Source organism: Streptomyces sp. NPDC059785, assembly GCF_042732375.1.
Classification (GTDB): Bacteria; Actinomycetota; Actinomycetes; order Streptomycetales; family Streptomycetaceae; genus Streptomyces.
Map to the genome: position 1 here is coordinate 15,567 of NZ_JBHWHV010000007.1, position 25,925 is coordinate 41,491.

24 protein-coding genes are annotated in these 25,925 nt (G+C 72.3%); 14 read left to right on the plus strand and 10 right to left on the minus strand.

Annotation, left to right across the window (positions count from 1 at the left end; genetic code table 11):
- The first annotated feature begins 5 nt into the window (after positions 1-5).
- Positions 6-389 carry a darcynin family protein gene (locus ACFV6E_RS07265; protein WP_385167231.1) on the plus strand — a complete coding sequence of 128 codons (384 nt, stop codon included), beginning with the start codon at positions 6-8 and terminating at the stop codon, positions 387-389.
- A gap of 197 nt (positions 390-586) precedes the next feature.
- Here the strand turns inward: ACFV6E_RS07265 and ACFV6E_RS07270 are convergent, their stop codons facing one another.
- Positions 587-1,159 carry a cysteine hydrolase family protein gene (locus ACFV6E_RS07270; protein WP_385459802.1) on the minus strand — a complete coding sequence of 191 codons (573 nt, stop codon included), beginning with the start codon at positions 1,157-1,159 and terminating at the stop codon, positions 587-589.
- On the opposite strand from ACFV6E_RS07270, the gene ACFV6E_RS07275 reads away from it, so the two are divergent.
- On the plus strand, positions 1,144-2,163 hold the full coding sequence (locus ACFV6E_RS07275; protein ID WP_385459804.1) for a hypothetical protein: 1,020 nt from the start codon (positions 1,144-1,146) through the stop codon (positions 2,161-2,163). The genes ACFV6E_RS07270 and ACFV6E_RS07275 overlap by 16 nt on opposite strands.
- An 80-nt stretch (positions 2,164-2,243) precedes the next feature.
- Positions 2,244-2,687, plus strand: coding sequence for a nuclear transport factor 2 family protein (locus tag ACFV6E_RS07280; RefSeq protein WP_385167226.1), 444 nt, complete (start codon positions 2,244-2,246; stop codon positions 2,685-2,687).
- A gap of 405 nt (positions 2,688-3,092) precedes the next feature.
- Here the strand turns inward: ACFV6E_RS07280 and ACFV6E_RS07285 are convergent, their stop codons facing one another.
- The 6 genes from ACFV6E_RS07285 to ACFV6E_RS07310 form a co-directional block, all read right to left on the minus strand.
- The gene (locus tag ACFV6E_RS07285; protein ID WP_385167224.1) at positions 3,093-3,518 is read right to left on the minus strand and encodes a hypothetical protein; all 426 of its coding nucleotides are present in this window, start codon (positions 3,516-3,518) and stop codon (positions 3,093-3,095) included.
- On the minus strand, positions 3,515-4,264 hold the full coding sequence (locus tag ACFV6E_RS07290; protein ID WP_385459806.1) for a class I SAM-dependent methyltransferase: 750 nt from the start codon (positions 4,262-4,264) through the stop codon (positions 3,515-3,517). The genes ACFV6E_RS07285 and ACFV6E_RS07290 overlap by 4 nt, the downstream gene beginning before the upstream one ends.
- Positions 4,261-5,043 (minus strand): DUF2071 domain-containing protein, encoded by a 783-nt coding sequence (locus ACFV6E_RS07295; RefSeq protein ID WP_385459808.1) that lies wholly within the window; start codon positions 5,041-5,043, stop codon positions 4,261-4,263. The genes ACFV6E_RS07290 and ACFV6E_RS07295 overlap by 4 nt, the downstream gene beginning before the upstream one ends.
- Entirely contained in the window at positions 5,031-5,972 is a 942-nt protein-coding gene (locus ACFV6E_RS07300) for a DUF3419 family protein (RefSeq protein ID WP_385459810.1), read from the minus strand. The genes ACFV6E_RS07295 and ACFV6E_RS07300 overlap by 13 nt, the downstream gene beginning before the upstream one ends.
- On the minus strand, positions 5,969-6,409 hold the full coding sequence (locus tag ACFV6E_RS07305) for a DoxX-like family protein (RefSeq protein WP_385459812.1): 441 nt from the start codon (positions 6,407-6,409) through the stop codon (positions 5,969-5,971). The genes ACFV6E_RS07300 and ACFV6E_RS07305 overlap by 4 nt, the downstream gene beginning before the upstream one ends.
- A gap of 364 nt (positions 6,410-6,773) precedes the next feature.
- Positions 6,774-7,496: a sulfite exporter TauE/SafE family protein gene (locus tag ACFV6E_RS07310; protein ID WP_385459814.1), complete on the minus strand. Its 723-nt coding sequence runs from the start codon at positions 7,494-7,496 to the stop codon at positions 6,774-6,776.
- 368 nt (positions 7,497-7,864) lie between these two features.
- On the opposite strand from ACFV6E_RS07310, the gene ACFV6E_RS07315 reads away from it, so the two are divergent.
- Positions 7,865-8,101: a hypothetical protein gene (locus ACFV6E_RS07315; protein ID WP_385167212.1), complete on the plus strand. Its 237-nt coding sequence runs from the start codon at positions 7,865-7,867 to the stop codon at positions 8,099-8,101.
- Positions 8,102-8,338: 237 nt separating this feature from the next.
- On the opposite strand, the gene ACFV6E_RS07320 is transcribed toward ACFV6E_RS07315, so the two are convergent.
- Entirely contained in the window at positions 8,339-8,677 is a 339-nt protein-coding gene (locus tag ACFV6E_RS07320; protein WP_385167211.1) for a hypothetical protein, read from the minus strand.
- A 355-nt stretch (positions 8,678-9,032) separates the two neighbouring features.
- On the opposite strand from ACFV6E_RS07320, the gene ACFV6E_RS07325 reads away from it, so the two are divergent.
- Positions 9,033-9,695 carry a histidine phosphatase family protein gene (locus ACFV6E_RS07325; RefSeq protein WP_385167210.1) on the plus strand — a complete coding sequence of 221 codons (663 nt, stop codon included), beginning with the start codon at positions 9,033-9,035 and terminating at the stop codon, positions 9,693-9,695.
- A 402-nt stretch (positions 9,696-10,097) separates the two neighbouring features.
- On the opposite strand, the gene ACFV6E_RS07330 is transcribed toward ACFV6E_RS07325, so the two are convergent.
- Both ACFV6E_RS07330 and ACFV6E_RS07335 read right to left on the minus strand, forming a co-directional pair.
- On the minus strand, positions 10,098-12,428 hold the full coding sequence (locus ACFV6E_RS07330; RefSeq protein ID WP_385459816.1) for a hypothetical protein: 2,331 nt from the start codon (positions 12,426-12,428) through the stop codon (positions 10,098-10,100).
- A complete protein-coding gene (locus tag ACFV6E_RS07335) occupies positions 12,361-12,912 on the minus strand; it encodes a DUF4157 domain-containing protein (RefSeq protein ID WP_385459818.1) in 552 nt (183 codons plus the stop codon). Before ACFV6E_RS07335 ends, ACFV6E_RS07330 begins: the two co-directional genes overlap by 68 nt.
- A 90-nt stretch (positions 12,913-13,002) precedes the next feature.
- Here ACFV6E_RS07335 and ACFV6E_RS07340 point away from each other — a divergent pair, with 90 nt between their 5' ends.
- From ACFV6E_RS07340 to ACFV6E_RS07380, 9 genes are all read left to right on the plus strand, one after another.
- Entirely contained in the window at positions 13,003-15,579 is a 2,577-nt protein-coding gene (locus tag ACFV6E_RS07340; RefSeq protein ID WP_385167207.1) for a tetratricopeptide repeat protein, read from the plus strand.
- A 744-nt stretch (positions 15,580-16,323) separates the two neighbouring features.
- Positions 16,324-17,574: an inositol-3-phosphate synthase gene (locus ACFV6E_RS07345; protein ID WP_385167205.1), complete on the plus strand. Its 1,251-nt coding sequence runs from the start codon at positions 16,324-16,326 to the stop codon at positions 17,572-17,574.
- A complete protein-coding gene (locus tag ACFV6E_RS07350) occupies positions 17,571-18,611 on the plus strand; it encodes a hypothetical protein (RefSeq protein ID WP_385167203.1) in 1,041 nt (346 codons plus the stop codon). The genes ACFV6E_RS07345 and ACFV6E_RS07350 overlap by 4 nt, the downstream gene beginning before the upstream one ends.
- Positions 18,608-19,927, plus strand: a complete 1,320-nt coding sequence (locus ACFV6E_RS07355) for a class I SAM-dependent methyltransferase (RefSeq protein WP_385167202.1) — start codon at positions 18,608-18,610, stop codon at positions 19,925-19,927. Before ACFV6E_RS07350 ends, ACFV6E_RS07355 begins: the two co-directional genes overlap by 4 nt.
- Positions 19,924-21,267 carry a Gfo/Idh/MocA family protein gene (locus tag ACFV6E_RS07360; protein ID WP_385167201.1) on the plus strand — a complete coding sequence of 448 codons (1,344 nt, stop codon included), beginning with the start codon at positions 19,924-19,926 and terminating at the stop codon, positions 21,265-21,267. The genes ACFV6E_RS07355 and ACFV6E_RS07360 overlap by 4 nt, the downstream gene beginning before the upstream one ends.
- Complete coding sequence (locus tag ACFV6E_RS07365; RefSeq protein WP_385167199.1) at positions 21,264-22,088, plus strand: MBL fold metallo-hydrolase; 825 nt, start codon at positions 21,264-21,266, stop codon at positions 22,086-22,088. Before ACFV6E_RS07360 ends, ACFV6E_RS07365 begins: the two co-directional genes overlap by 4 nt.
- Positions 22,088-23,656, plus strand: coding sequence for a YcaO-like family protein (locus ACFV6E_RS07370; RefSeq protein ID WP_385459820.1), 1,569 nt, complete (start codon positions 22,088-22,090; stop codon positions 23,654-23,656). The genes ACFV6E_RS07365 and ACFV6E_RS07370 overlap by 1 nt, the downstream gene beginning before the upstream one ends.
- The gene (locus ACFV6E_RS07375; protein WP_385459821.1) at positions 23,653-24,624 is read left to right on the plus strand and encodes a sugar phosphate isomerase/epimerase family protein; all 972 of its coding nucleotides are present in this window, start codon (positions 23,653-23,655) and stop codon (positions 24,622-24,624) included. The genes ACFV6E_RS07370 and ACFV6E_RS07375 overlap by 4 nt, the downstream gene beginning before the upstream one ends.
- Positions 24,621-25,904 carry a glycosyltransferase family 4 protein gene (locus ACFV6E_RS07380; protein ID WP_385459823.1) on the plus strand — a complete coding sequence of 428 codons (1,284 nt, stop codon included), beginning with the start codon at positions 24,621-24,623 and terminating at the stop codon, positions 25,902-25,904. Before ACFV6E_RS07375 ends, ACFV6E_RS07380 begins: the two co-directional genes overlap by 4 nt.
- Positions 25,905-25,925: the final 21 nt, after the last annotated feature.

Below are 25,925 nucleotides of genomic sequence, written 5' to 3' on the forward strand. Positions count from 1 at the left end.
TCATCATGAGCGACGACATCACGAGCGACGACAAGACCTTCGACGCCGCCCTCACGGCCTTCATCATGGTGCGCACCACGCCGGAATGGCTGGCGCTCACCGTGCCGCAGCGGTTCGAGGTCTTCACGAAGGAGATCCTCGACCCGGTGCTGGCCAAGGTAGCGAACGTCCGTTCGCGTTTCTTCGACACCGAGTTCTACTCGGCCCGGGTGACCGACATGTGGGTGTGGGAGGCAGCAGACCACCACGCCTTCCAACTCGTCGTCGAAGCGTTGCGCGAGACGCCCTTCTGGGACCGGTACTTCCGGATCGAGGAAATCCTGGTCGGTGTCGAGAACGCCTACGCCAACAACTACGGCCGGGAGGCCATCCTCACCATCGAGGCCTGAGCACACATCACGCATCCTGACACTGCTCTGCTCTGCCCTGCCCGCGGCCGGCTCGTAAAGTCCGTCGACGTCCCGCTCACCGGCTGGCGGCGGGACGCCGGCGGCACTGCCAGGCACACGTGCTGCCGGCGGGATACTCGCGAGACTCCGACACGGCAGCTGTGGCAGCCTGCGGACATGCCCGTGGGTTCGGGCGATCAGCCGCGGATGCCCGCCGCCCACTCCCCCACAGTGGTGACGTCGGCCTGCTGCGGAAAGACCTTCTCCGTCAGCACTCGGTGAACTTCGGGATCGGCATCCGCGCACCCGTCGGAGAGAACGGTCAGGCCGTAGTCGAGGTCGGCCGCCTGCCGCAGGGTGGAGAGCACCACGCCGCTGGTCGCGATACCGGCCAGCACGAGGTGGTCGATACCGCCTGACCGGAGCACCAGATCCAGGTCGCTGCCGGCGAAACCGCTCACCCGGCGCTTGGTCACCACGGGCTCCGACGGCAGCGGTGCGACCTCGTCGTGGATGGAGTTGGCTCGTGCCTCCTGCGGCAAGGCCTTGCTGCGGGCAAGCGGGCCGAACATCTTGTTGCGCGGATGGATCTCGGCGCGACCCGGGCGGAAGCCGACCACGACGTAGATCACGGGCAGGCCCGCCTCCCTCGCGGCGTCGATCGCACGGCGCAGCCGCGTCACGTACTCCGGATCGGCGTACCGCTCGGGACCAGCTGGTGGACGGACTGTGCGCCAGACCCGATGTCGTACTGATGCCGTCCGGCACATGGTCCCGGCTCGCCGAGCGGCTCATCGAGGAAATGGTGATCGCCGACGGCCTGCCGTGGATCCTCCGTTTCGAATCACTCAACCGGCTGCTGAACCATCCCCGGGGCGGCCGGACCGTCATCGCCATGTGCGGTGTGATGGCTGCCGAACGCGCGCGACTGACAGCCACCGAGATCGTCTGCGCCCTGGACAACTGCGGGCACCCTGACGCGACCGACAAAGTGCTGGCCGAACTCACTTGTCCCAGCGGGCCGTTGGCTCACCGGGGCGCGGTCATGGCCTGCTTGCGGAAAGTGGACTACCGCCACTTCGACGAGCGTCAGCTGAGGACTCTGGTACGGGCGCTGCGGGACTGCGCCACTACCGGACCGCTCGGCGACCAGATCGCCCCTCTCCGCAGACACCTGTCCGCGGCGCACCCCCAGCACGCCCACGCGGTACTGGGCCGCCTCGACCACCCCGTCAGCGGAACGGCAGTCCACCGTACGAGCAGGTCGAGTCCGACGGCCGGAACACCCCTGGCAGCGGCACTGCACAGGGTGACCACACGGATGGCCACCGTCCAGCCCGACCGGATGCACGACCCCGCGGTACCGACCGCCCTGGTGGCCGAGGCCCTGACCAGCCCGCTTTTCGACATCCGGCTCTACGCCTCCTTCATGCTCGCGGCCACCCCGTACCGCTCGGCGCTGGCGGACGCACTCGCAGCCGAACTGGCGCGTCCCATGGCCGTCCGGCACGAAGAACTCGCGGTTCCGCTACTGGACGCGCTGCGCGTCCTCGGCGGCCACCGGCACCGCGAACTGCTGCAATGGCTGGCCGTGGCACCGAGCGTGCCACGCTTCACCGCGTACGCCGCGGTACGCGGCCTGGGCCACGAGGCGGCCGGCCACTCCACCGACACCTTCTTCCAGGACGCCGTCACCCATCACCACACCGCCTGGCTGAGCGATCGGGACCCGATGACCGCGGCCACGCTGGAAAGCCTCTTACTTCACAGGTAATGGCCTCAGGCTTCCTGCATCGGCAAGGTTGGAGATCACTCCGCGTCGACAGGACGCGGGCCGGGACGGAGGGGTCAGCCATGTCCACAGCCGCACCTACGAACACGCGCACCGTGGTTGAAGAACTGCTGCGCAGGATCGGTGAGGGCGACCCCCAGCGGATTGCCGAGTTGTATGCCGAGCAGGGCGATTGGAAGCTGGACTGGCCGGAGGCCGAGCATGGTCGTGCCGCCACACCGTGGATCCGTCACCGGTCGACCCGGGCCGACGCGGCCGCTCACTATCGCGAGATTGCCGAGCACCACATGCCGGAGCATGTGGCGACAGAGGTCGAGCGCATCCTCATCGACGGTGACGACGCGGTCGTGCTCGGCGAAATCCGTCAGACCGCCCGGACCACCGGACGTGCGTATCGCGCGCGGTTCGCCCTGCACCTCACCGTCGAAAACGGCCTCGTCACCCGGCACCATGTCTACGAGGACAGCCTCGCAGTCGCCCAGGCATTCGAGGCGGAGGATCAGTGAAGGGCCGCAGGCCGATCGAGAGGCTGCTGGTCACAGCCACTCGTTGCCCAAGCTGCGAATGCCGCAAAACCTCTCGGCACAGCAACCCGGCATGCCGGCATGATCTGCGCTGCCGGCGCTTGCGCACCAGAGGCCGCCACCGGACCCGCACCGCGTCATCGATCTCCGCAGCGGCGTCGGCACGGGCGTGCTTGCGGGCACCGCATCGGTAGCGGTTGATGGCGTCGACGGTCACCCCGATCACTGCCGCGACGGCCTGTGCGCTGCCCAACTGGCGGATGAGATAGCCGATCCGGCCCTCGAAGGTCTTCGACGGGGCCTTGGTGAACGACTCCCGGTCGGCCCGCTCGATCGCGTCGTCGATTTTGCCCGCGGACTGACGCACGGCGAGGGGCAAATCTGCCGTCAGCAGAGAACGTGCAGACTCGCTGTCGCGAATACTCCGGTCACCCAGGTCCACAGCACGGCGAGACCGGCGTGTCCCCCGGTGCGCAGGCGGTTGCCGTACCACAGACGCGGTGAGAAGTAGGCGAACTCCATGATCCAGCGCAGTCCCCAGAACAGAGTCTGGGCACACAGCAGAAACGTCGGCAGGGGCGCGCCGGTCAGAAGGTCCGGGGCGAACGCGAGCGGGAGTGTGCCGAGCAGCGCGCAGGTGAGCGCGATGAAGACGAGATGTGCGTAGGAGACCTGGCGGGTCAGCAGGCTGCTGGCGCGTAGATCGGCGGGCCAGTTCATGATGCGTGGGAGTGCGGTGTGCACCAGGCCCATGACGATGAGGGCGAGGCCGACCAGACGCAACTGCCCGGTGAGGGTGAGGAAGTGGGTCACACCTGTTCCTTGGTGAAGGCGAACGCCGTGACCAGGTGGGCGAGTCGGCGCTCTGCCGTGGGGCGCAGTCCGGCGTGGGCGGCAAGGCGCAGCCACTCCGCGCGGGGCAGGAAGTGCCAGGCACCGGGTCCGAACACGGCCTTGTTCGGCGTGTCCCGGTGATGTTCGGCCAGGAGCAGCGTGCCGCCCGGCCGCAGCAGGCGGGCGCATTCCGTGAACAGTCGCTCCCGGTCTCGTGCCTGGCGCAGTTCGTGTGCCGCGAAGACCAGCAGGACGGCGTCCGTCCCGCCCGAGGGGAGCGGCAACGTGCCGGGGCGCCCCGGCACGGCGTGGGCGGGTGGTGACACGCGGCGCCGGGCGCGGCGGATGGAGCCCTCGTTCGTCAGTGCCGGGTCGTACAGGTCGACCGCGGTGTGCCGGGCGTTCGGCCAGCGCTCGGCGAGCGGGGCGCTCACCTCGTCGAGTCCGGTGCTCACCACCGCGTACGCGGACGGGGTGGCGGGCAGCAACTCCGCCAGCCAGTCGTAGGTGTACAGGTCGGAGCGGTCGTAGACGTACCAGCTCGCCACCGTGGCGGTGCCGAGGAGGGTGACGGCCGCGGCGGATCCCGCGCGGGCGAGGCGGCGCAGAGGGGGTGGGAGCCGGCCGGCGACGGTGGCGGCGGCCAGCGCGACGGCCACTCCCTTCGCGTACTGCGGCCAGTTGTAGGCGATGACGTCGCGGACGCCGGAGTGCCGCACGGTCATCTCGCACCGCCGCTCTCGCTGCGCCGTACTCCGCGCTCCCAGCCGTAGTCGACGCCGGCGACGTGAAAGGCGTTGGCGAGAACGGGGTGGGCGCCGGCGAGCGGGCCGTGGTCGAAGAAGGTCAGCCGGTCCACGTCGACCCGGACAGGCTGCGGGTCCCATTGCGCGCGCGACGCTTTGATGACGATCACGGAGCGGGTCTGCGGTTCCCATTCGAAGGTGTAGGGCAGCGGACCGGCGAAGCGACGGGCAGCGCGTTCGTCCGCGAAGGGGCTCGTCGGCGGCAGGGGCGCCGGAGCGCTGCGCAGATCGGCGCGCACGGTCAGATCGGCGTGCCCGTCAGCGCTGTCGACGCGGAACTCCAGGGTGTCGTTCGTGACTTGTGTGCTCACGCGCGCCTGGCGGTAGTTGTAGCGGGTGAGCAGGTTGCCGCCGAGCCGCATCAGGTGTTTGTCGGTGTCGCTGCGCAGGATGCGCAGGCCGCGCATGGTCCGGCCGCCGGGAGTGGGAAAACGAGTGAAGACCCGGTAGCCCGTGAGCAGGAAATCGCGGCCGAACCGGGCGGGTACGGCCGCGGGCCGCAGCGCACGGGTGTCGACCAGGGCGGCGGCCACGAAGCCGTACAGCGGTTCCTGCGCACCGGCGCGGTATGTGTCGAGTTCCAACGCCGGTGGTACGAGTGGGCGCAGTACCTCGGCGGGCAGGGCGTAGGTCAGGACGAGCGAGTGCGCGAAGTGCGTTTCTATCGGGATGGGGTGACGTCGTATCAGGTGTCGCACGGATCGATCTTTCTGTCGTTGTTCTTGTCCGGGTCCGTGCCCAGCCGCAGGACACGTACGACACCCCACAGCGCGGAGCGGTCCTGTGCCGCCCAGCCCGCGCCGGCGGGTCCGGGTCCACGGAAGCTGCGCAGGATCACGGTGCCGCCGGGGCGTACGGCGTGCCGTACGGCGGCGCGCAGGCGGCGACCGAAGGCGGGGCCCGGGCCGTCGAGCACGTTGGAGAGGGTCACGGCGTCGTAGCCGGCGCGCGGCGTCCGCTCGAGGACGTCCACCACATCTCCTTGGACGAGTGGAAGATCCGGTGCGTGCGGCGGTGGCGTGTCCGGGGGGTCAGCGCCCGCGAGCAGCCGCCACATCCATGGGTTACGGGCGTTCGGGTGGCTGGTGACGGTTCGCTCGATACGCCGTCTGAGCACCTCGTCGAAGCGGGCGGGGACGACTGCGGCGAACGAGGGGCGCAGCGCCACCGCGAGTGCGCCACTGGGGCGCAGCGCGATCCGCATCAGGCGGCGCAGCCCCGGACCATCCAGCTCCGAGTGCCATCGCCGGGCCTGTTCGGCCGGGTCGTCCAGGGCGAGGAAGGTGCGCAGCGCGGGCGGGCGCCAAGCGGGCAGCGCCGAGCCGGCCGCGCGACGTCCCAGCCGCATCAGCGTCTCGGCGGAGCCCTCCGTGCTCACGCCCCCGGCGAGCCGCTGTCGGGCGTAGGCGAGTTGCACGGGGTTGAGGTCCACGGCTGTCACGTCATGGCCGGCCTGGTGCAGGGCGGCGGCCGTGTCGCCCGCGGAGGCGATGCAGAGCACCCGGGCGCCGGTCTTCGGCAGGACAGCGAGTTCGATGCCGCTGTCCTCGTACATCCGCCCGAACAGGAGGCGGGGGCCGCCCAGTCCGCTGATGATCCGGCCGTGGGTCCACGGGGTGGCGCTCACCGGGCCACCGGCCTCGGGGAGGTCCCTGACACCGTCCAGATCAGGACGATGAAGACAAGGTTCTGCGTGAGCAACCGCCCGGGCTCCTCGATCCGGCCGGGGCTGAACAGCAGGCCACCCGCGTTGAATACCGCCACGAGCGCCGTCTGGACGATGGCCGCGCTCCGCGCCCGCCGCCCGGCGAGCACCCAGAGACCGATCAGCACCTCGGCAGACCCGATCAGCACGAGCGCCGCCGTCAGCGCCCAGTCAGGAAGGAAGGGCACGCCATCGACGATGGCCCGCTGATCCGTCCGCCCCGGCCAGATCTTGCACCAGAAGCCTTCGTAGAACCACACCAGGGCCACGGCCCAGCGCGCCGCCGCGCCGCGCCAGTCCTCGGCCATGCGCCCGCCGCACCGGGCGACGTGAACGTCGGAGCCGGCCAGCTGTTCCATGCACATTGAACATCGCACCGATCTCGTCGGTCCACTAATTTGAACACGTTCAAGAATAGCGTAGCGAGACGAGGCCGCGGGGGTCGGGGCACGAGATGTAGTGTCAAGACAGCAACGCTCGGCGGGTGTTCGCCGGCTTGCCGGGGTCGCCTGGGTGGGCGCGTACCACCTGTACGACCGGGGTGACCGGGGTGACCGGGGTGACCGAGGGAGACTCCAGCGGCACACCGGAAGCGAGCGGGCGTGCCGCAGCAGCCGGGGCCGGCCCACCCACGGCCGGCCACCACGGCATTGACCGACGAGGCGTCGATCTGATCGCCGGTGAGGGCCGACTCCCGCTATGCGAGAGCCGGCATCGCGGGTCTCACAACTCCAGTACGCCCTTCACCAGCGTCGTCGCCCCGCCTGCCAACGCCAGTGCCAACACCAGCGTCCGGGCGCGGCGTTCGGGGGTGTGGGCGGCGAGGAACCGGCCGGTCATCATTCCGACCGCCATCGCGGCGGCGACGGACGTCCACTGGACGACGTCCAGCCGTGGCACGCCGTTCACCGCGACCGACAAGATGTTGACGAACAGACCGTAGAACTGGGCGTTGGGGACGAACTCCCTGACCGTCCAACCCGCGTTGAGGGCGTAGAGGGAGATCGGAGGACCGCCCACGCCCGCCGCGGCGTTCATGAAGCCACCCACCGCGCCGGTACCGACAGCTCCCGCGCGGCCCCTGAGGGCAGGGACCCGCAGTCCTCGGATGACCAGCAGCACAGCCGCCGTCACCAGGGCGCCCATCACGATCAAGAGCGTCGGCTCCGGCAAATGCCGTGTCGTCCACGCGCCGAGCGGGACCGTGCATGCCGAGGCCAGGCAGAGCGGGACCATCGCGCCCCACCGGACCCTTCGCCAGCCGCTTGCCAGACCGATCGCACAGATCACGCCGGATGCGCAATTGGCGAGGATCACGCCTTGAGCGGGGCCCAGGAGGAGGATCAGGGCCGGAACCGCCACCAGCGCGAAGCCCATGCCGGTCAGCCACTGGACACATGAGCCGAGCAGCACGATCGCCGCCAGCCAGAGCGCCCCCGTCGTCACAGTCTCCGCCTTCCGTCCTGAAGTCCTGAAGCTCTACCTCTCTCCACTGATGGAAGGCGCGGCAGCCCCACACCGTACCGCGACCAGTTCGGACGAGGGTGTCTCGCCCGCCTGGTGGCCAAGGGCGACCGCGCGGCGTTCGAGGAGTTGTACCGGCATACGTCGCCGTGGACGGCGGTCCGGCTGCGCCGTCGCTGCTCCGACGAATAGATCACCGTCGAGGTGATGTGGGAGATGTGCTTGGCGGTGTGCGCGCCGCGGATCTTTCTGTGCGGGGCGGCGTACGCCTGGACACTGCCGCCGGGCGGGCTGGAGCTGGCCCTGTTCGCCCCTCCCGCGGCCAAAGAACCGATGCAGCGCCCGCTTGGATGCTGCGGCCAGCGGGCGCGGTGGCGGCCACGTGGACCGCCCCGATCCTGGGCGTGGCCGACACCGCCGTGTACGCCGTTGTCGGGCCCAGGTCGGTGGGGTTCCGTCAGCTGGTCCTGTCCACGCTGGTCACGAGCGCGTCGAGGAATGCGGACGCGTACGAAGTGGCCGTACGCGGGTGTCGTTCGTGGGACGCCCGGGTGTTGAGCGAGGTCTTCGGGCCGGAACTCCTGTAGGAGGCCGGCCACGGCCCAGCTGAACCGGCAGAGCCACCAGATGGCCCCTTGCACCGTCGAACTCGCGATGCGCGAACCCGGCATCCGCGGCACTGTCCGCTGCCGGCGGGTGGTCACCACGGTGCCCGGCGGGCTGGTCGAGCGGGCCCCGGACCTGAACACTCGGTGTCCTGCCACGGCGGACCGGGCCCGTGCGGGGCATCACCCCCGCTCGGCCCCGGTCGTGGACGGCCGGCGTCAGATGCCGGGCTGCGGTCCGGGCTCGTCCTCGTGACAGTTGAGTCCGACGACGTTCGGGAGGTGGGCGGCGACGACGGTGCACCGGAAGGTTCCGCTGTCGTTGGAGATGGTGCCGTCAGTGATGACTCCGTTCTCCGGAGCGCCGCCGACCGCCGTGCAGTCCGTCCCGTGCACCTCGTCGCCGGAGTCGGCCGACTGACAGTGGTAGCCCGGGCCCGCTTGCACGGTCCGGGCCTGCGGTGCGACCGGTTGGGCCGCCACCGCCGTGACAGTCAGCGGGGCGGTGAGGGCCAGCGCGGCCGTGCTGATGCCGAGGGCCCTGTGAAGCCGGATCATGACGATCCTCCAAGGTGTGCAGCCGCGCCGCTGTTCGGCGCGGTCATTACCCTGCGACTGCGCGCATCGGACGCGGACACACCGAGCACATCCCGTCAGTACACAAACGGTTGACGGCCTGGATCCCGGACCCGGTGCGCAATGGGCACACACGTTCCGCTATAGCTCGTGCGTACGAATATCGAGCGGCGGCGGGCGACAGGGCCCACCGGACCCGGTCGGGCAGCCTCCGCGGCCGACGTGCGCCGCTTCCGTACGCGCCCGGACAACGCCGACGGCGGACCGGCCCGCCGAGGCCGGGAGCCGAGGTGACAAAGTGAAGCCAATCGTTCCGCCGAGTGGAGGTACTTCCTGAATGCGTCTGCTGCTCATCCGCCATGGCCAGACTCCGTCCAACGTCAAGCATCTGCTGGACACCGCGCCACCCGGACCGGCTCTGACGCCACTGGGCCAGCAGCAGGCAGCCGCCCTGCCCACGGCCCTGGCGGAGGAGAACATCGAAGCCCTGTACGCCTCCACCCTCGTACGCACTCAGCTGACCGCCGCACCGCTGGCCGCCGCCACAGGGCTCGACGTCCGCATCCGGGACGGCATCAGGGAGGTGGAAGCGGGTGAGCTCGAGATGCGCGGGGACGACGAGGCAGCCGCTGTCTACCTCGCCACCGCCTTCGCCTGGTCCGCCGGGGACACGGAACGCCGGATGCCGGGCGGCGAGAACGGCAGGGAGGCTCTGGGCCGGTTCGATGCCGTCGTCACCGAAGCGGCCCGGACGGGAGCGGAGACGGTCGCGATGGTCAGCCATGGTGCGGTCATCCGGACGTGGGTGGCCGCCCGCGCTCACAACATCGACGTGGCCTTCGCATCCGGCCATGCGCTCGGCAACACGGGCGCCGTCGTGCTCTCCGGCTCGCCCGGCCAGGGCTGGCACGCCGTCACGTGGGAAGGCCGTCCGCTGGGACCGGAGGGACCGTTCCCCGATGACAGCGGCCCGGCGGGAGCGGCCGCTCCGACGCCATGAGCAGCTGTCCTCCTTCCCCGGACCGGGCCGGTGGGCCGACCTCGATGCCGTCCGTTACGCGCAGGGCGCCGTAGACCCAGGTACCTCGCCGACGCAGGCGACTACCGCTCCTGGGGCGGGCGGGAGCCCGTCGGGCGGGCCGCCGCCCGCCCCAGGGGCGGTCGGGAGCCGATTCCGGTCCGCGTCAGCGGATTTTCCTGGAGCGAAGGCGTCCCCGGCGGCCTGACCGCTCCGCCCCTGCCGAACGGCGGCCGGACCGGGTACCGCCAAGACCTCGGCTCCGCCGGGCGTGTCGGGATGGAGGCAGAGGCGAATGCCGCCGGTCGGACAGCGCACCGCTTCGCCCGGTTCGTCCGCCCTGAACGGGCGGAGTGTGAGGCGGTGTGTCCTGGGCAGGCACGGTCACTCCGGAATCCAGTCCATGGCGTCGTGGGTGCCCGCGCTCGCGTGGATCTGCACCAGGCGTCCGGTCTCCGGGTCGATCACGAACACGTTCTCCTGTTCATCGACGTAAAGGGTCTGTCCCTCCTCGTCCACGTACCGGGTCAGTCCGGGGATCTCATGGGCTTGTGCCACACCGCTGGACGTGCCGACGTCCGGTACGGGCGGCAGCGGCTTCTTGACCTCACGGGTGAGCGACCTTTCGGCGATGTGCAGTCTGCGTGCCATCGAGGAGGTGGTGTACTGCGCGCTGAGGGTCTGCACGAGCCGGCGCAGCCCCAAGGGCATGTTCCTCGGCTCGATGTGGGATGTGTCCTGCTTTTTCTCGCGCCGCAACCACGCCTGGTGGAAGTCCGGATCCGCCTCGATCTCCTGCGTAAGACGCGACCAGTTCTTGGACGTCTTGTCGAGTGGCTTGCGGGTCTCCTTCTGTGGCTTCTTCTCGGCGTACTTGCCTTTCTGCGGCTGCCTGACGGGGGCCTTTCCCTTGCCCTTTCCGCTGTCACGAGACTCATGACCGGTGCGCTTCTCGACACATCGGTAGATGGCACTGACCAAAGCCTGTACGCCCCGAGGGTCCACCTCGTCGAGGATTTCGGCCAGTTCGGTACGGGTGGCCTTCTTCTCTTTCTCCCAGTAGGTGAAGCACGCCCTCCGCTGTTCTTCGGTTCCCGTCTGCCACGTCTGCTGGATGTACTGCCGGTCTTCGATGTTGTTGATGATCCGTGGCGCGTTGAGCCTGGCCAGGCTCCTCTTCGACCCCTTGCCGACGCGGGAGCCCGTCACACCCTCGATGTCCTGCTCCATCGTGTACGGATAGAACGCCGTCATGCCTTTCTCGTCGACCCCCATCCCCATGTCGCTCGGGGACGGAGTCCGGTAGTTCCGCCGCGACGCTTGTCCGGCGCTCTCGATGGTCTCGCCCAACGGGCCCTCCGGGCCCATCGGTGCGCGCATACGCGTGAGCGCGGGAGTGCTCGGCAGGCCCGAGGCCAGAGCCAGCATGGTGGTCTGGAATTCGGGGTCGTTGATGACGTGTTTCTGGTGCCGGTAGAGATTCTCCAGGGATTCGTAGTAGTAGAAGCCCGGATTGGGGTCGTAATTGAGGCCGGGGAATTTCGACTTGTAGTACGCGAGGGCAGCCGTGCAGCAGAGGCAGCCCCGGTACCGGCCCATAATGGCGTGTTCCCCTCGCACATCTTCGGCCTCGATGCCCGACCTGTGCAGGGCCAGCATCAGTTTCTGTTCGGCATGGAGCAGTTCCTCGTCCTCGGAGAAGGCCACCAAGAAGACCGCCCCCTCGTAAACCTCGTTGGTGAGGTAGTCGTGCAGGTCCTTGTCACCGATGTCCAGCAGCTGCACCGGCGAGCCGTGCCGTTCCTGCAGAGCTGCGGCCGTGGCGTCGTACGCTCCCCGCGCGCCCGCCAGGACGGCCTGTGTCTTCACGGCGGCCCGCTGTATTCGCTGGTCGTACTCCTCGGCGTCCGCCCCCTTCAGCCCGGCCAGTCGCCGTTTGGCACTCGGGTGCTTGCTCACCAGATCCGGATACGTGTCCACGGTGCCGTCCGTCTGATAACCGCCCAGGGCGCGCATCGACGCGTTGTAGTTCGAGGCAAAAAGCAGCCGGTTGTTGATCAACATGCCCTGCACCTCGCGTTCCTCGTCCTTCTCCACCCCCTTGTCCTCGTTGACGGCCGAGATGGCGTCGTACAGCAGGAAACTCTGGTGCGACAGGGTCTGCGCCGTGCGGTCTCCGTCCATGGGACGCGCGTACCGCATCCGCACCTGTTCCGGACCCCGGCCGTGCCGTCCTCCTCCGAACTGCTGGGGCCACGACTCCTTGACCTGAGCGTCGAGCGCGTCCCTGACCTGCTTGGTGGAGGGCTTCCTGGCCTCACCCCGGTCACTCTTGTGCCCCGCCATGCGCTGCACGGGAGGCGCCCCGGCGGCGCCCATCATGCGGGCGACGGCGCGATTGCCCGCCGCGGACTGAAGGGCCAGCATCCGGGCGACGATCGCGTTGCCGGGCGCGGGACGCGGCGCGAGGCCCTGCGCGGGACGGGAACCGAGGGAGGGGGCCGTACCGGCGCCGGCCGCGAACGCCGCTCCGTCGGCCGCGGCGACCCGCTCGGAGCGCTGGTCCGGGTCGGTCACGCTGACCCCGGAACCGTTGTCGCTGCCGGTCTCCGGCATGCCCCGCAGGTTCTTGTCGACATGCCCCAGTTCATGGCCCATCACCTCCTTGCTGCCGGCCGCCCCCTCGCCCAGCAGGACATGTGTGCCGACCGTCATGGACCCGGGCTCCCAGAGCCGCCGCGGCCCGCTGCGCCACCGGACCGTCATGGACCCGGGCCGCGGAGAAGTCGTTCTGGTAGAAGCTCTCCGCCTCGGCCCGCAACGGCCCCGGGAGAGGCCGGTCGGGCGAAGCCAGCGCGGACTGCAACAGTGCCTGACCGCCGACCGGTTCGGTGTCCGCGTCACCAGGGTGCCCGCACCCGGCACCGTGGACATGCGCCTGCGCCCCCCGGTCGCCGGCGAAGCGCTGAACGAGTGCGATCTCCGCCGCGGACGAAGGGCTCCCTGTGGGGGTCCGGCCGGCGCCGGGCGCCACCCGTCCCCCGCCGGAAAGGCTGGTGATGTCGTTCTCTGAGCGGTCCGGCGCTTTACGCACGTGTTCTGTCCTTCTGACGACGCGGTGGCGTCCTCGGCCCGACGGGCAGAGGAACAGGCCGAATTTGCGGGCAGGACGTCTCAACCGCCAGACTTCGCTGACCATTTGGGACGCCGGGACGGCCGAGCCCTCTGGACCAGCGGGGACACGGTCGACGCGGGACGTCCCGTGGGACGCCGGCGGCGAGGAGGACGGATGCCGGGTACGGAACAAGCCGACGACATCGAGAGGTTCGCCGCGCTGCTGTGGCAGCTCAAGCAGCGCTCGGGGCTCAGCTACGAGGTTCTGGCGAAACAGCTGCACACGAGTGCGTCGACGCTGCACCGCCACTGCCGCGGCGCCGCCGTTCCCGACCGGTTCACGCCGGTGGAGCGCCTCGCGCGGATCTGCCGGGCCACGACGGCTGAACTTCTGGAACTGCACCGGCGCTGGATCCTCGCGGATGCGGCCCACCGGCGTGCCACGGCCACCGGAATTCCCGCCGCGGCCGGTCGGGGAAGTGCGACGGACCCGGCCGTCGCCCCATTGGTGGACGGCCGGTCGTCGGTGGGCGGTGCCGCTCGCGAGTCACTCGTGGACGACCGGGTGACGGCGGTCAGTGCCGCATCCGATCACACCGCACCGGACACCACCGCACCGGAAGACATCACAGCGGACACCACCGCACCGGAGGACACCTCAGCGGACATCACCGCGCCGGGCGGCACCGCGCCGGACGACACCGCGCCGGCCCGCCTCCCAGCCGCCCCGCACCGCATCCGTCCGGCTCAGCTCCCGCCCGGCCAAGCCGCCTTCATCGGCCGTGTCGAGGAACTCCGTTGCATCGACGACCTGTTACCCGACGACGGGACCCGGCCGAGCACGGTGGTGATCAGCGCGATCGGCGGTATGGCCGGGGTCGGCAAGACCACCCTGGCCGTGCACTGGGCCCAACAGGCCGCCGCCCGCTTCCCCGACGGGCAGATCTTCCTGAACCTGCGCGGCTTCGACCCGGCCGCGCCCGCCATGACTCCCGAGGAGGCCGTCAGGGTCCTCCTCGACGCCCTCGAAGTCCCCCCGCAGCGCATACCGGCCGAACTGGACGCCCAGACGGCTCTGTACCGCAGCGTGCTGGCCCACCGGCGCGTACTGGTCCTCCTGGACAACGCCCGTGACACCGACCAGGTGCTTCCCCTGCTGCCGGCCGCCCCCGGCTGCCTCGCCATCGTCACCAGCCGCGACAGCCTCACCGGCCTTGTCGCGGGCGAAGGCGCGCACCCTCTGACCCTGCACCCTCTGACACCCGCCGAGGGACACACGTTCCTGGCGCGCCGCCTGGGTGCCCGGCGGACGTCGGCGCAACCGGACGCGACGGCCGAGATCGTCCGGCGCTGCGGCCGGTTGCCGCTGGCCCTCGCCGTGGTCGCCGCCCGGGCGGCTGCCGAGCCCGACTACCCGCTGACCGCCGTCGTCGACGAACTCCGCGAGGGCCAGGACAGTCTGGACGCCTTCGATAGCGGCCACCGCGGCACGGACCTCCGAGCCGTCTTCTCCTGGTCCTCCCAAGCCCTCACCCCACCGGCCGCGCGGCTCTTCGCCCTGCTGGGCCTGCACACCGGACCCGACCTCTCCGTACCCGCCGCGGCGGCCCTGGCCGGACTGGCCCCGCGTACGACCCGTGCCCTGCTGACCGAGCTGACCCGGCTCCACCTGGTCACCCGGCACGCGCCCGGCCGGTACGCCCTGCACGACCTGCTGTGCGTGTACGCCCGTGAACGCCTGCGCATCGACATCCCGGCCGGGGAACAACAGCGGGCCCTGGAACGGCTCTTGACCTGGTACCTGCACACCGCCGACGCCGCCTACGCCTGGTTCGCGCCCCGCCGCCGCCGGGTTCCCCAGGAGCCGGTTCCCCCGGATTGCGAGCCGTCGGCGTTCGCCACCCACGACGAGGCACTCGGATGGTGCGAGACCGAACGGCCGAACCTCGTAGCCGCCGTCCAGCAGGCCGCCACATCCGGCCTGCCCGGCATCGCCTGGCGGCTGAGCGCCGCGCTGTGGGGCTTCTTCTACTTGCGCAGCCACGTCAACGACTGGCTGGACACCTGCCGGATCGCCCTCGCGGCGGCCCGCGCCGCACACGACCGCACCGGCGAGGCATGGACCCACAACGACCTGGCCAGCGCACTGACAGTAACGCGCCAGTATGACGAGGCCATCGAACACCACCGGTGGGCGATGATCCAGCGCCGGGAACTCGGTGACGCCGTGGGGCGGGTCCAGTCGATCTCCAATTTGGGTGACACATACCTGAAGGCCGGCCGGTGCAACAAGGCCGTCGAGTACCTCCGCCGTGCCCAGGTCTGCTGGGGCCATCTCGGCGACGCCTGGGGCGAGGGCATCGCCCTGGCCAACCTGGGTGACGCCTACCAGAGGCTGGGGCGTTTCGATGCGGCCGTCGAGCAGTTGCAGCGGGCACTGACCGTGCTCCGTGTCACCGGCAACCGCTGGGTCGAGGGCGTCACCTTCGACATCTTCGGCACCGTCCAGCACCGGCTCGGCCGCCCCGGCGAGGCGATCGAGCACTACCGGCAGGCGCTCGACGCGCACCGGGACGTCGGTAATCGCTGGGTCGAGGGCGAGACCCTCAGCCACCTCGGAGAAGTCCTGCTGGCGGAGGGCAGGACGGAAGAGGCCGGCGCCGAGTTGCGGCGGGCCCTGGAAATCTTCGAGGGACTCGGCCATCCGGACACGGCGCGGCTCAGGACCAGAGTCGTCGGGCTGGCCCGATGACGGGTGGGTGCAGCTCTTGGCCCGAAGGTGAGTCCCGTGGGTGCTGACCGTCCGTCTCCTTCCCGGGCGTGACACCGCGCGCGGTCGACGAGACGGCGTTGCCGCTGCTCCGGCCGGAGCCGGTGGTGATCCCCCGGGGGATACGGAACGGAAGGGGCTGGGCGGCTGTCCAAGGGGGGCCGCGAAGGCGCGGTACTGGTCAGCCCCGACGATCGACGGTTTCGTGGCGTGGCGCTGCACGGGCCCGGTGCCCGACTTGGAGCCGTCTCCAGGTGCCCGACTTGGAGCCGGACCTGCGCCAGGCACCTGGCCCGAGCCACGTGAGGCCGCGGCGAGGGCGGAGAGCGGCGGACGCCGACGGCCGACATGCCAGGCAGTCCCCCGGGCCGGTCGCCGACCGGCCGATACCGGGAACGAGCTGCTTCAGGGCGAGCCGCTTTCACCCGTTCGGCCGTCTCTTCCCGGCGGCCGGCCGCGCGGCGGAACGTGCGTGCCACGCGCGGTCCGGCCCGTCAGCACCGTACGGGCGGGTTCGAAACGCCAGGACGCCGCCCTTTCGCGGCGGATGCGGTGGCCGCGAGTTCCGCGAAGCCTGGGCTGAGTCGCCGCGGTCCAGCCGACCGCCGCGAACGGAAACGGCTTCCGCGGCCTGTGTGCGGGACCACCGGCCGTACCCGCGTCGATGGACCGGAGTCCGGTCGTGCCCCGTGGCCGAGCCGATGGACGAGTCGAACGGAGTGAGCGATGCCTGAACCGACCGAGGGACTGTCCCCGCGGCACGTGGAGTCGGCCGATGCGACGGGCCGGCTGGGTGCCGCCGTCGTAGGGCTGGGCGGAGCGGTCGCCACCACCGCCGTGGCCGGCGTGGAACTGCTCAGGCTCGGCGCCTGCGGCCAGGACGGGCTTCCGCTGGCCTCGCGTACGGACCTGGTGCCCTACGAGGAACTGGTGTTCGGCGGCTGGGACGTCTCGGCCGACGACCTGGCCAAGGCGGCCCACCTGCACCGCGTGCTGGAACCGGCGCAGATCGAGGCCGCGGCCCCCAGCCTCCAGCAGCTGCGACCGTGGCCTGCGGTGGCCGACTCGGACTACTGCCGCGCGGTCACCGGCGCCAACGTCGTGCCCTGCGACGGCCTGCGCGAGCGCACCGAGCGCATCCGGGAGGACCTGCGGCGCTTCCGCGACGAACAGGACCTGTCCCAGGTGGTGGTGGTCAACCTCGCCTCCACCGAGCGGCTGCCCGACCCGGCGGCACCCGCTCTCGCCTCGCCCGAGGCGTTCGAGGCGGCGCTGGACGCGGGCGACGAGGCGATCGCCCCCGCCATGCTCTACGCCTACGCGGCCCTCATGGAGGGCATGGCGTATCTCAACTTCACGCCCAGCGCCGGGGCCGACGTGCCGGCGCTGAGACTCCTGGCCGAGCGGCAGGGCGTGCCGATCGCCGGCAAGGACGGCAAGACCGGACAGACCATGGTCAAGACGGTGCTCGCCCCCGCGCTGCGCTCGCGGGCCCTGCGGGTGGAGGGCTGGTACTCCACCAACCTGCTCGGCAACCGCGACGGCCGGGCCCTTGAGGATCCCGACTCGCTGGCCAGCAAGACGGCCACCAAGGAGAAGGTGCTGGACTCGGTGCTCGGCTACCCGGTGGAGGACCACAAGGTCCGCATCGAGTACTACCGGCCGCGCGGTGACGAGAAGGAGGCCTGGGACAACATCGACCTCGTGGGCTTCCTCGGCCGCCGCATGCAGATGAAGATCGACTTCCTGTGCCGGGACTCCGTCCTGGCCGCCCCGCTGGTGCTGGAGCTGATCCGGCTGCTGGCCGAGGCGCGGCGCCGCGGGGAACGCGGTGTGCAGGAACAGTTCGGCTTCTTCTTCAAGGCCCCGATGACCGTCGACGGCGGGGTCCCCGAGCACGCTCTGCACCGTCAGGAGCGGGCGCTGCTCGACTGGCTGGACGGCGCGGACCGGACAGCGCCGGGCGGACGGTCGTGACGGAGGCCGCTTCCCGTCCCGCCGCGCAGGCCACTTCCCGTCCCGCCGCGCAGGGCGCTCCCCGTCCCGCCGCGCGGGACGGGGAGGTGCCGCGCGGATCACTGCGGGTGGCCGTTCCGCTGCTGCGCGAGATCGGCGACCTCAAGCGGATCCGTACGGCCGGCAGCGGCGCCTCGATGGCCGAGCGCGCGTTTCGCCGGTCGTGGGCGGAGCTGGTGCGCGGCGGGGACGCGAGCACCATCGCCGTACGCGAGTGCGCGGCCGCCGTGGCCGGGGCACGGCTGGCGGGTGTCGACGGCCCGGTGCTGCGGCGTTGCGGGCTGACCGCGGACGAGGCGGTCGCCGTACTGGAACGCTCGGTCGCCCAGCACACCGACCGCATGGATCCGCTGACGTCGGGCCTGCTGTACGAGGCACTGCCGAGCCTGGTGGAGGACCCGCTTCGTGACCCGGTGGACGACGCGCGCGTGCTGTCCGAGGATCCGCTCCGTGCCCCGGCTCCCGCCTTCGCGGCGGTGATGTGCGCCCAGCCCCGGGCGGGCGCCACCTGTCCGGGACGGCCGCGGCTGATGGCCGAGCCGCCGGAGAGCCACGGCGACCACTGCTGGGCGGTGGCGGTCTACGGAGTGCTGCTGGCCGGGGCGTTCGGCGCCGCTCCCGGCGATGTCTTCCTGCTCGGCCTGGCCCACCACCTGCACAACGCCGTCCTGCCCGACGCGGGGTTCGCCGGTGAGGAACTGCTGGGCGATCACCTGCCCGCGGTCGTCGCGCGGCTGACCCGGCAGGCTCTCGCCGAGCTGCCGGAGCCTCTCGCGGAGCGCGTGGAGGCGCTGCTCGCCCTGCGCGAGGGGGCAGACGCCCCGGCTGCCCGGGCCTTTCACGCAGCCGACGTCCTCGACCGGGTGCTCCAGGTCCGCCACCACGCGCGAGCCGCCGCCTTCACCGCCGAGCAGGCGCTGGAGGAACTGGACCTGGTGCATGCCTGCGCGGTGTCCGGCTTCCACCGGGCCGTGCTGGACGCGGCGGAGGCGACGTGAAGGGCCGCCCCGCGGGCCGCGCGCAGGCCGGTCCCACGACGACCGTGGACACGGCAACCATCAACGCCTCAATCACCGGCACGACGGCCACCGACACCTCAATCACCGACACGGCGACCGAGCCGGTCGCGGCCCCGCCCACCGCCACCGGTCCTCTGGACTTGGTCAGCCCCGGCAACGGGGCCCCGCTGCGACCCTGCGGCCCCCATCTCCCCGGTCTCCTGACCGACGGCGAACGGCGCTGGCCCGTCGTGGCGGGCATCCCCTGGCTGCGCACCGGCCGTGAGGAGCTGCGCGAGCGGGCGGTGCGCCGGCTCCAGGAGGGTGACGCGGACGGTGCCGCGCTGGTGCTGCTCGCCGACAGCGACGACTGGTGGGACGGCCCGGCCCCCTCCCCCGGCGACCTGCGCGCCGCGCTGGCGGCCGACACGCTGCGCGGGGCGGTGACGCTGCTGGGCATGGGCAGGGTCGGGGCGTACTTCCTGCACCGGTGGAGCGATCCGACCTGGCTGGCCGTGCTCGCCCTGACCGCCCGGCACTCCCCCGGCGCTTCGCCGGTGCTGGAGCTGGCGTGCGGCGCCGGGCACCTGCTGCGCGAACTCCAGCTGCGCGGGCACCGCGACGTGACCGGGATCGACGTGGTCTTCGCCAAGCTGTGGCTGGCCCGGCGCTTCGTCTCGCCCCGGGCGCGGCTGGTGTGCGCCGACGTCACCGCGCCCTGGCCGCTGCCCCCGCCGGGCCGCCCCGCGTACGTCGCCTGCCACGACGCGCTGTACTTCCTTCCGGACAAGGAGCAGGTGGTGCGCCGTGCCGTGGCGTACGCCGGTGGCGGTGGCGTCGTCCTGGGCCACCTCCACAACTCCCTCGTCCCCGGCCCGGTCTCCGGGCTGCCGCTGGACCCGGAGGGCTGGCGGGGGCTGCTGCCGGAATCCCTCTGCTACGACGACGCCGAGCTGACCCGCGCCCTGCTGGCGAACGCGCCGCCCCGGCCTCGTACGACCGGGGAGCTGGCCGGCTGTGAGGCCGTCGCCCTGGTCGGCGCCCCGCCTCCGCCGCCCGCGTACGGCCCGCTCTCCCCGGACCGGCCCGTCCCCGGCCGGCCTCTGCGTCCCAACCCGCTCTACCGCGACGGAGTCCTGCGCTGGCCCGGGGACCGCTGGCGGGACGAGTACGGGGCTGGCGCCCGCGCCTATCTGCCCGACCGCGTCGCCCTCTCCCCCGCCCTGCTCGCCGACGCCCGGGCCGGACGGCTGACACCCGAGGTGACCGAACTGGCCCGCCGCCGGGTGCTCCTGGACCTGCCGGAGCAGTGGTGAACGCCAACGAGGACGGACGCGCCACCCCCGCCGCCGCTCCGGTGGCGGCCGGGTGCCGCTGGGCGGTCGCCGGCTGCGGATGGGTGGCCCGGGACCACTTCCTGCCCGGCCTGCTGGCCGCCGCCGAAACGGCCACCGAGCAGGAGGCCGGGAACAGGAGCGGGCCCGGAAGCAGGTCCGGGAACGGGAGTGGGACCAAGCCTGGAAGCAGGCCCGCCAGCGCGAGCGGGGACGCGACCGCGAGCCGAGTCCGCGACGCCCCGCCCCGCCTGGTCGCCCCACCGCGCCTGATCGCCGTGACCGACACCGACCCCGCAGCCGCCGACCGGCTGGCCGCGCGGGCCCCCGGTGCCCGCACCGTCGCCGACCTCGCCACGCTCCTGGCCGTGCACCGGCCCGACGCGCTGTACGTCGCGACGCCCAACCACGCCCACCGTCCCGCGGTCGCCCTGGCCGCCGCGGCGGGGACCGCGGTGCTGTGCGAGAAGCCGCTGGCCGCCGGTCTCGCCGACGCCGAGCGGCTGGTCGCCGCCTGCGGCCGGGCGGGGATTCTGGCGGCGACCGCCTACGACCAGCGCTTCCACCCGGCCCACCGGGCGGTACGGGAGATGGTGGCCGCCGGGGCGCTGGGCACGGTCACCGCGGTGCGCCTCACCTACTGCTGCTGGCTGCCGCCCGCCTGGTCGCCGGACGGCCGCCCCTACGACAACTGGCGGGCCGACCCCGTACGGGCGGGCGGCGGGGCCGCCCTTGACCTGGCCCCGCACGGCCTCGACCTGGTGGGGGTCCTGCTCGGCGGGGACGACGTGACGGAGCTGACCGCGCTGGTGCAGCACCGGGCGCATCCCTACCCGGTCGACGACGGCGCCGTACTGGCCGGCCGGACCGGTGACGGCGTGCTGGTCTCGCTCCACGTCGCCTACAACACCCCGGACGCGCTGCCCCGTCGCCGCCTGGAGGTCGTCGGCACCCTCGGGCAGCTGACGGCCCTCGACACCCTCGGCCAGGACGCCGGGGGGACGTTGTGGCTGACCGACGCGCGCACCGCGCACCGTACGCCCGTGCCGTTCGACACCCGCACCTCGCCGTTCGCCGTGCAGGTGCGGGAGTTCTCGGCGGCCGCGCTCGCGGTGCGCGCCGGACGTCCGGCCGGGCGGGCCTGGCCGTGGCCGCTGCGACGCGATCTGGCCCTGCACCGGCTGCTGCTGGACGCGCTCGCCCGGGTCCGCGACGCCCCCTCCCCGCACCCGTCCGCCCGACGTGCCCCGGCGCCGCCGCCGTCCGGTTCGTTCCCGTCCGCGCTGCCCGTTCCGTCCACCGTCGAGGAAGGCCGACGATGACCCTGACGATGTACGCCTGCACCAACTGCGGCCACTGGCAACGGTGGTTCGACACCCCGCCCGCCTGTCCGGTCTGCTGCGACGTGCGCAACGCGCTGCCCGAGGACGGCTGGGACCTCGTCGAGGAGAAGGCAGTCGAGGCCGTGTCGGTCGCGGACTGGGACCGGCCGGTCCCCGGCGTCACCGGCTTCCGTACGCTGCCCTCCTTCGGTCTGGGTTCGACGGGCTGGCTGATCGAGGCCGAGGGCGGCAACGTCGCCTGGGAGGCCGCCCCGTACTACCCGGCCGAGGCGCTGGCGGAGATCGAACGGCTCGGCGGTATCACCCGGCTGGGCGCCAGCCATGTCCACGGTTACGGCGCGCTGTGGCAGCTCCAGCGGCGCTTCGACCCGCCGGTGGTCGCCGTGGGCGTGCAAGACCTGGTGTGGACGAAGGCGTTCCAGGTCACCTGGCCGGTGGACGAGCGTCTCGAGCTGGCGCCCGGCCTGACCGTGCACCGCACCGGCGGCCACTTCCCCGGCCACTGCGTGCTGCACGACGAACGCCGCAAGATCCTGTTCTGCGGCGACACCCTCAAGGTCGACCTCGACGGCACCGTGCCCCGCGCCCTCTCCTGCCACAAGGCCTTTCACGCGGCGATCCCGCTCTCCCACGACGAGGTGCGCCACTACCGGTCGGTGATCGGGGCCCTGGACTTCGAGGCCGTGGCCACGCCCTTCGAGTTCGCCGCTCCGGTGAGCACCGCGGACGTCCTGCGCCTCTTCGACCACCAGCTGGCCGGCCGGCCCGACACGGCCGCCCTTCCCCTGGGAGCCCGATGATGAACGCCGCCGACGAGCATCCGGTCGTCCGGGCCTACCGTGCCGCGCTGGCCCCCGGTGAGCAGCAGGACTTCGACATCGGCGGCGCCGACCGCACCGGTCTGCCGGTCGTCTCGGCCGACCACCTGGATGCGGCCGGTCTGCGCAAGAGCGGCGTCGGATACGGCGCGGACCCGGCCCAGGCCCGTACCGGCGCCTACGGCGAACTCGTCGAGGAGGTGCTGATGACCCGGCACCTGGCGGGTGTCGAGCGGCGCCGTGCCTCCTACGCGGAGCTGGTGCGTGAACGCGGCCGGGACCGGGTCGCCGACCCCGTCACGCTGGTGCTGCCCGCCGGCGCCGAGTACGGCCCCGAGCGGCTGCTCGAGTGGGTGCCCGCGCGCCGGCTGCGGACCGGCGAGGAGGTGCTGGTGCCCGCCGAGTTCGCCGCCTGCTCCGGGTCGGACCTGCCCGGTACCCCGCCGCCCGGCGGCTGGCTGACCACGCCGGTCAGCAACGGGCTCGGAGCCGGGGACACCCCGGAGCGGGCCCTGTCCCACGCGCTGCTGGAGATCCTTCAGCGCGACGGCAACGCCACCGCGCACCGTGCCATGGACCGGGGCGTGGTCATCGACCTGGACGAGGTGGGCGACCCCGTCACCCGCTCCGTACTCGAACGGCTGCGGGACACCGGTGTCGATGTGCTGCCCAAGCTCGCCTCCACCCAGTTCGGCATGGCCGACATCCACGTGGTCGGCACGGACACCGCCCCGGGGCCCGTGGAAACGGCCTCGGCGGGCCCGTACCCGCAGGTCCCGGGGAATGCGAAGACGGCCTCGGCAGACCCGTACCCGGAGGAAGGTGTCACGCCGCTGACGCTCACCGCCTGCGGCGAGGCCGCCCACCCGGACCGTGAGACGGCGCTGCGCAAGGCGCTGACGGAGTACGTCTCCTCCCGCGCCCGCAAGGTCTTCAGCCACGCTCCGCTGGAGACCGTCGCCCGTATCGCCCCGCCCGGATACCTGGAACGCGAGCTGTCCTCGCCGCTGGCACCGCAGGAGCCCCGGGCCCTGCGGGCGATGACGCGGTGGGCCGCCCTGGACGCCTCCCGGTTGCGGGAACTGCTGGCACCCACCGTGCTCTCCCGGCGTTCCACCGTGCCCTTCTCCGGCCTGCCCACCGTGGCGCCCGGCTCACTGGACGACCCCGCCGCCCTCCTGGCGGACCTGCTGCAACGGCTGGCGGATGCGCATTTCGATGTGCTGGTGATCGAGGCGGGCGGCCCCGGGGCCCACTCGGTCAAGGTGCTCGTCCCCGGCATGGAGGTGGAGACGATGTCCTACGCGCGGATCGGCGAACGCGGCGTGCGCAAGCTGATGAGCCGCAGTCACCCCCTGGCCGGAGTGGGGCGACCGCCCCGCTCCGGAGCACGGCCGGTGCATCTGACACCCGGGGCCCGCGAACGGCTCGGCGGCCCGGCCTGGTTCGACGTGGACGCCGCTCGGGAGACGGTGGGAGGGCTGTACCCCCTCTACCGTGAACCCGACCGCCACGCGATCGCGCGTACGGCCGTGGGAGCGGCCCGATGACGCCGCCGCGCGCGGGCCGGCTGCGCTACGCCTACAACACCAACGGCATGACCTCGCACCGGCTGCACGACGCGCTGGCGCTGCTGGCCGACGCCGGGTACAACGGGGTCGCACTCACCGTGGACGTGGCCCACCACGACCCCTTCGCACCGGATCTGACCACCCGTACGGCGGCACTGGCCCGGCGCCTGGACCGGCTGGGCCTGGGCAGCACCGTGGAGACCGGAGCGCGCTTCCTGCTGGACCCGCGGCACAAGCACGAGCCGACCCTGATCACCGCCGACGCGGCAGGGCGGGCCCGGCGCCTGGCGTTCCTGCGCAGGTGCGTGGACATCGCCGCCGATCTGGGCGGCGAGGCGGTCTCGTTCTGGGCGGGCGTACCGGCGCCGGGCACCGACACCGCTCCCGGCGGGACGGCCTGGGGCCACCTGGTGGAGGGGGTGCGCGCCGTCACGGCGTACGCGGCCGAGCGGGGCGTGGTGGCGGCCTTCGAACCCGAGCCCGGCATGCTCGTCGAGGACTGCGCCGGCTGGTCCCGCCTCGCGGCCCTCGCCCCGGGGCTGCGGCTGGCCCTGGACACCGGACACTGCCTGGTCGCAGGGGAACTGACACCACGTCAGGCTGTGCTGCGGCACGCCGCGGACCTCGGCGCGGTCGCCGTGGAGGACATGCCCCGCGGCCGGCACGAGCACCGGGCCCCCGGCGAGGGCGACATGGACCTGCCCGCCGTCCTCGGCGCGCTGCGCGCCGTACGGTACGGCGGCCTGGTGAGCCTGGAGCTGTCCCGCGACGCGCACCGCGCCGACACCCTGGTGCGCTCCGCGCTCCAGGCCCTGCGCGAAGCCGAACGCGCCGGGAGCGGCACCACCACGGTGGGTGCACGCACGGTCGACGCGGCCGGCGCCGGTCCACCACCGCCCGCCCCGGTGATCGGCGCCGTCGGCACCCCTGGCGGAGGCGCGCGATGAGGATCTGCTTCGTCTCGCGGCGCTACTGGCCGGCCGTGTCGGGCATGAGCACCTACGCCGAGAACCTGCTGCGCGCGCTGGTCGCGGCCGGACACGAGGTCACCCTGGTGTCCCAGTACCGCGGCGACCGCCAGGGCCGCGCCGTCTACGGCGGCGGTCCGCCCCCGCCCGAACGGGTCCCAGAGGGCGTGGAGCTGGTGGCGCTGGAGTCGCTGGGCGAACAGGCCGTCGGCGACGGACTGCCCGCCGACTTCGAGGCCGACGTGAGTGCGCTGCGCGACGCGGTCACCGCCCTGCACGCCCGCGCGCCGCTGGACGTCCTGCACGCCCAGTACGGCTATCCCCCGGGGCTGGCCGTACTGGAGGCCTCCGAGCTGCTCGGTGTCCCGGCGGTGGTCTCCATCCAGGGCGGCGACGGCCACTGGGTCGGCACCTGCTGCACGACCCACCGCACGGCGATCCGCCGGGTGCTGCGGGAGACCCCGGCGCTGCTGATCGGCTCCCCCTCCTTCCGGGCGGAGGTCGCCGCCCGGCACCGGGTGCCCGCCGAACGCTTCACCGTCGTCCCCGGAGCCACCGACACCGACCTCTTCCACCCCGCGCCCGGACGGGACATCGGGGACCTCGCGGATCCGCCGACGCTGCTCTACCACGGCCGGATCGACGTCCGCAAAGGCGTCCTGGACCTGCTGGAGACGGTACGGCTGCTGCGGGCGGACGGCCGGCGGCTGCGGCTGCTGGTCTCCGGCACGGGCCCCGACCTGGACCAGGTGACCCGCCGGGCGCTCCGGCCCGACCTGGCCGGCACCGTGGAGGTACTGGGCCCCACCGGCTACCACGACGCCCCCGCCGTCTACCGCAGGGGGGACGTCTTCGTCAGCCCCACCTGGGCCGAGGGCTTCTCCAACACCGTGCTGGAGGCGATGGCGAGCGGGCTCACGGTGGTCTCCACCGATGTGGTCGGCGTGGTGGACTGCGTGCGCGACGGCGTCAACGGGCTGCTGGCGCCGCCGCGCGACCCGAGGGCCCTGGCGGCGGCGGTCGGCCGGGTCCTCGACGACACCGCGCTCCGCCGCCGCCTGACCCGGACCGCGCTCCACCAGGTGCGTACCCAGTGGTCGTGGCCGGTGGCCGCCGCGCGGATCGGCGCCGTGTACGAGCGGGTGCGCGCCGCGCGGCCGACGCGGTCCACGCAGGTCACCGGCGGCAAGGCGGTCACGTCGGACGCGCCCGCCGTGGACCCGTCCTGCCGGTTCCGCCGCGCCCCGCACCTGCTGTGAACGCCACCGGGGCCCGTACCG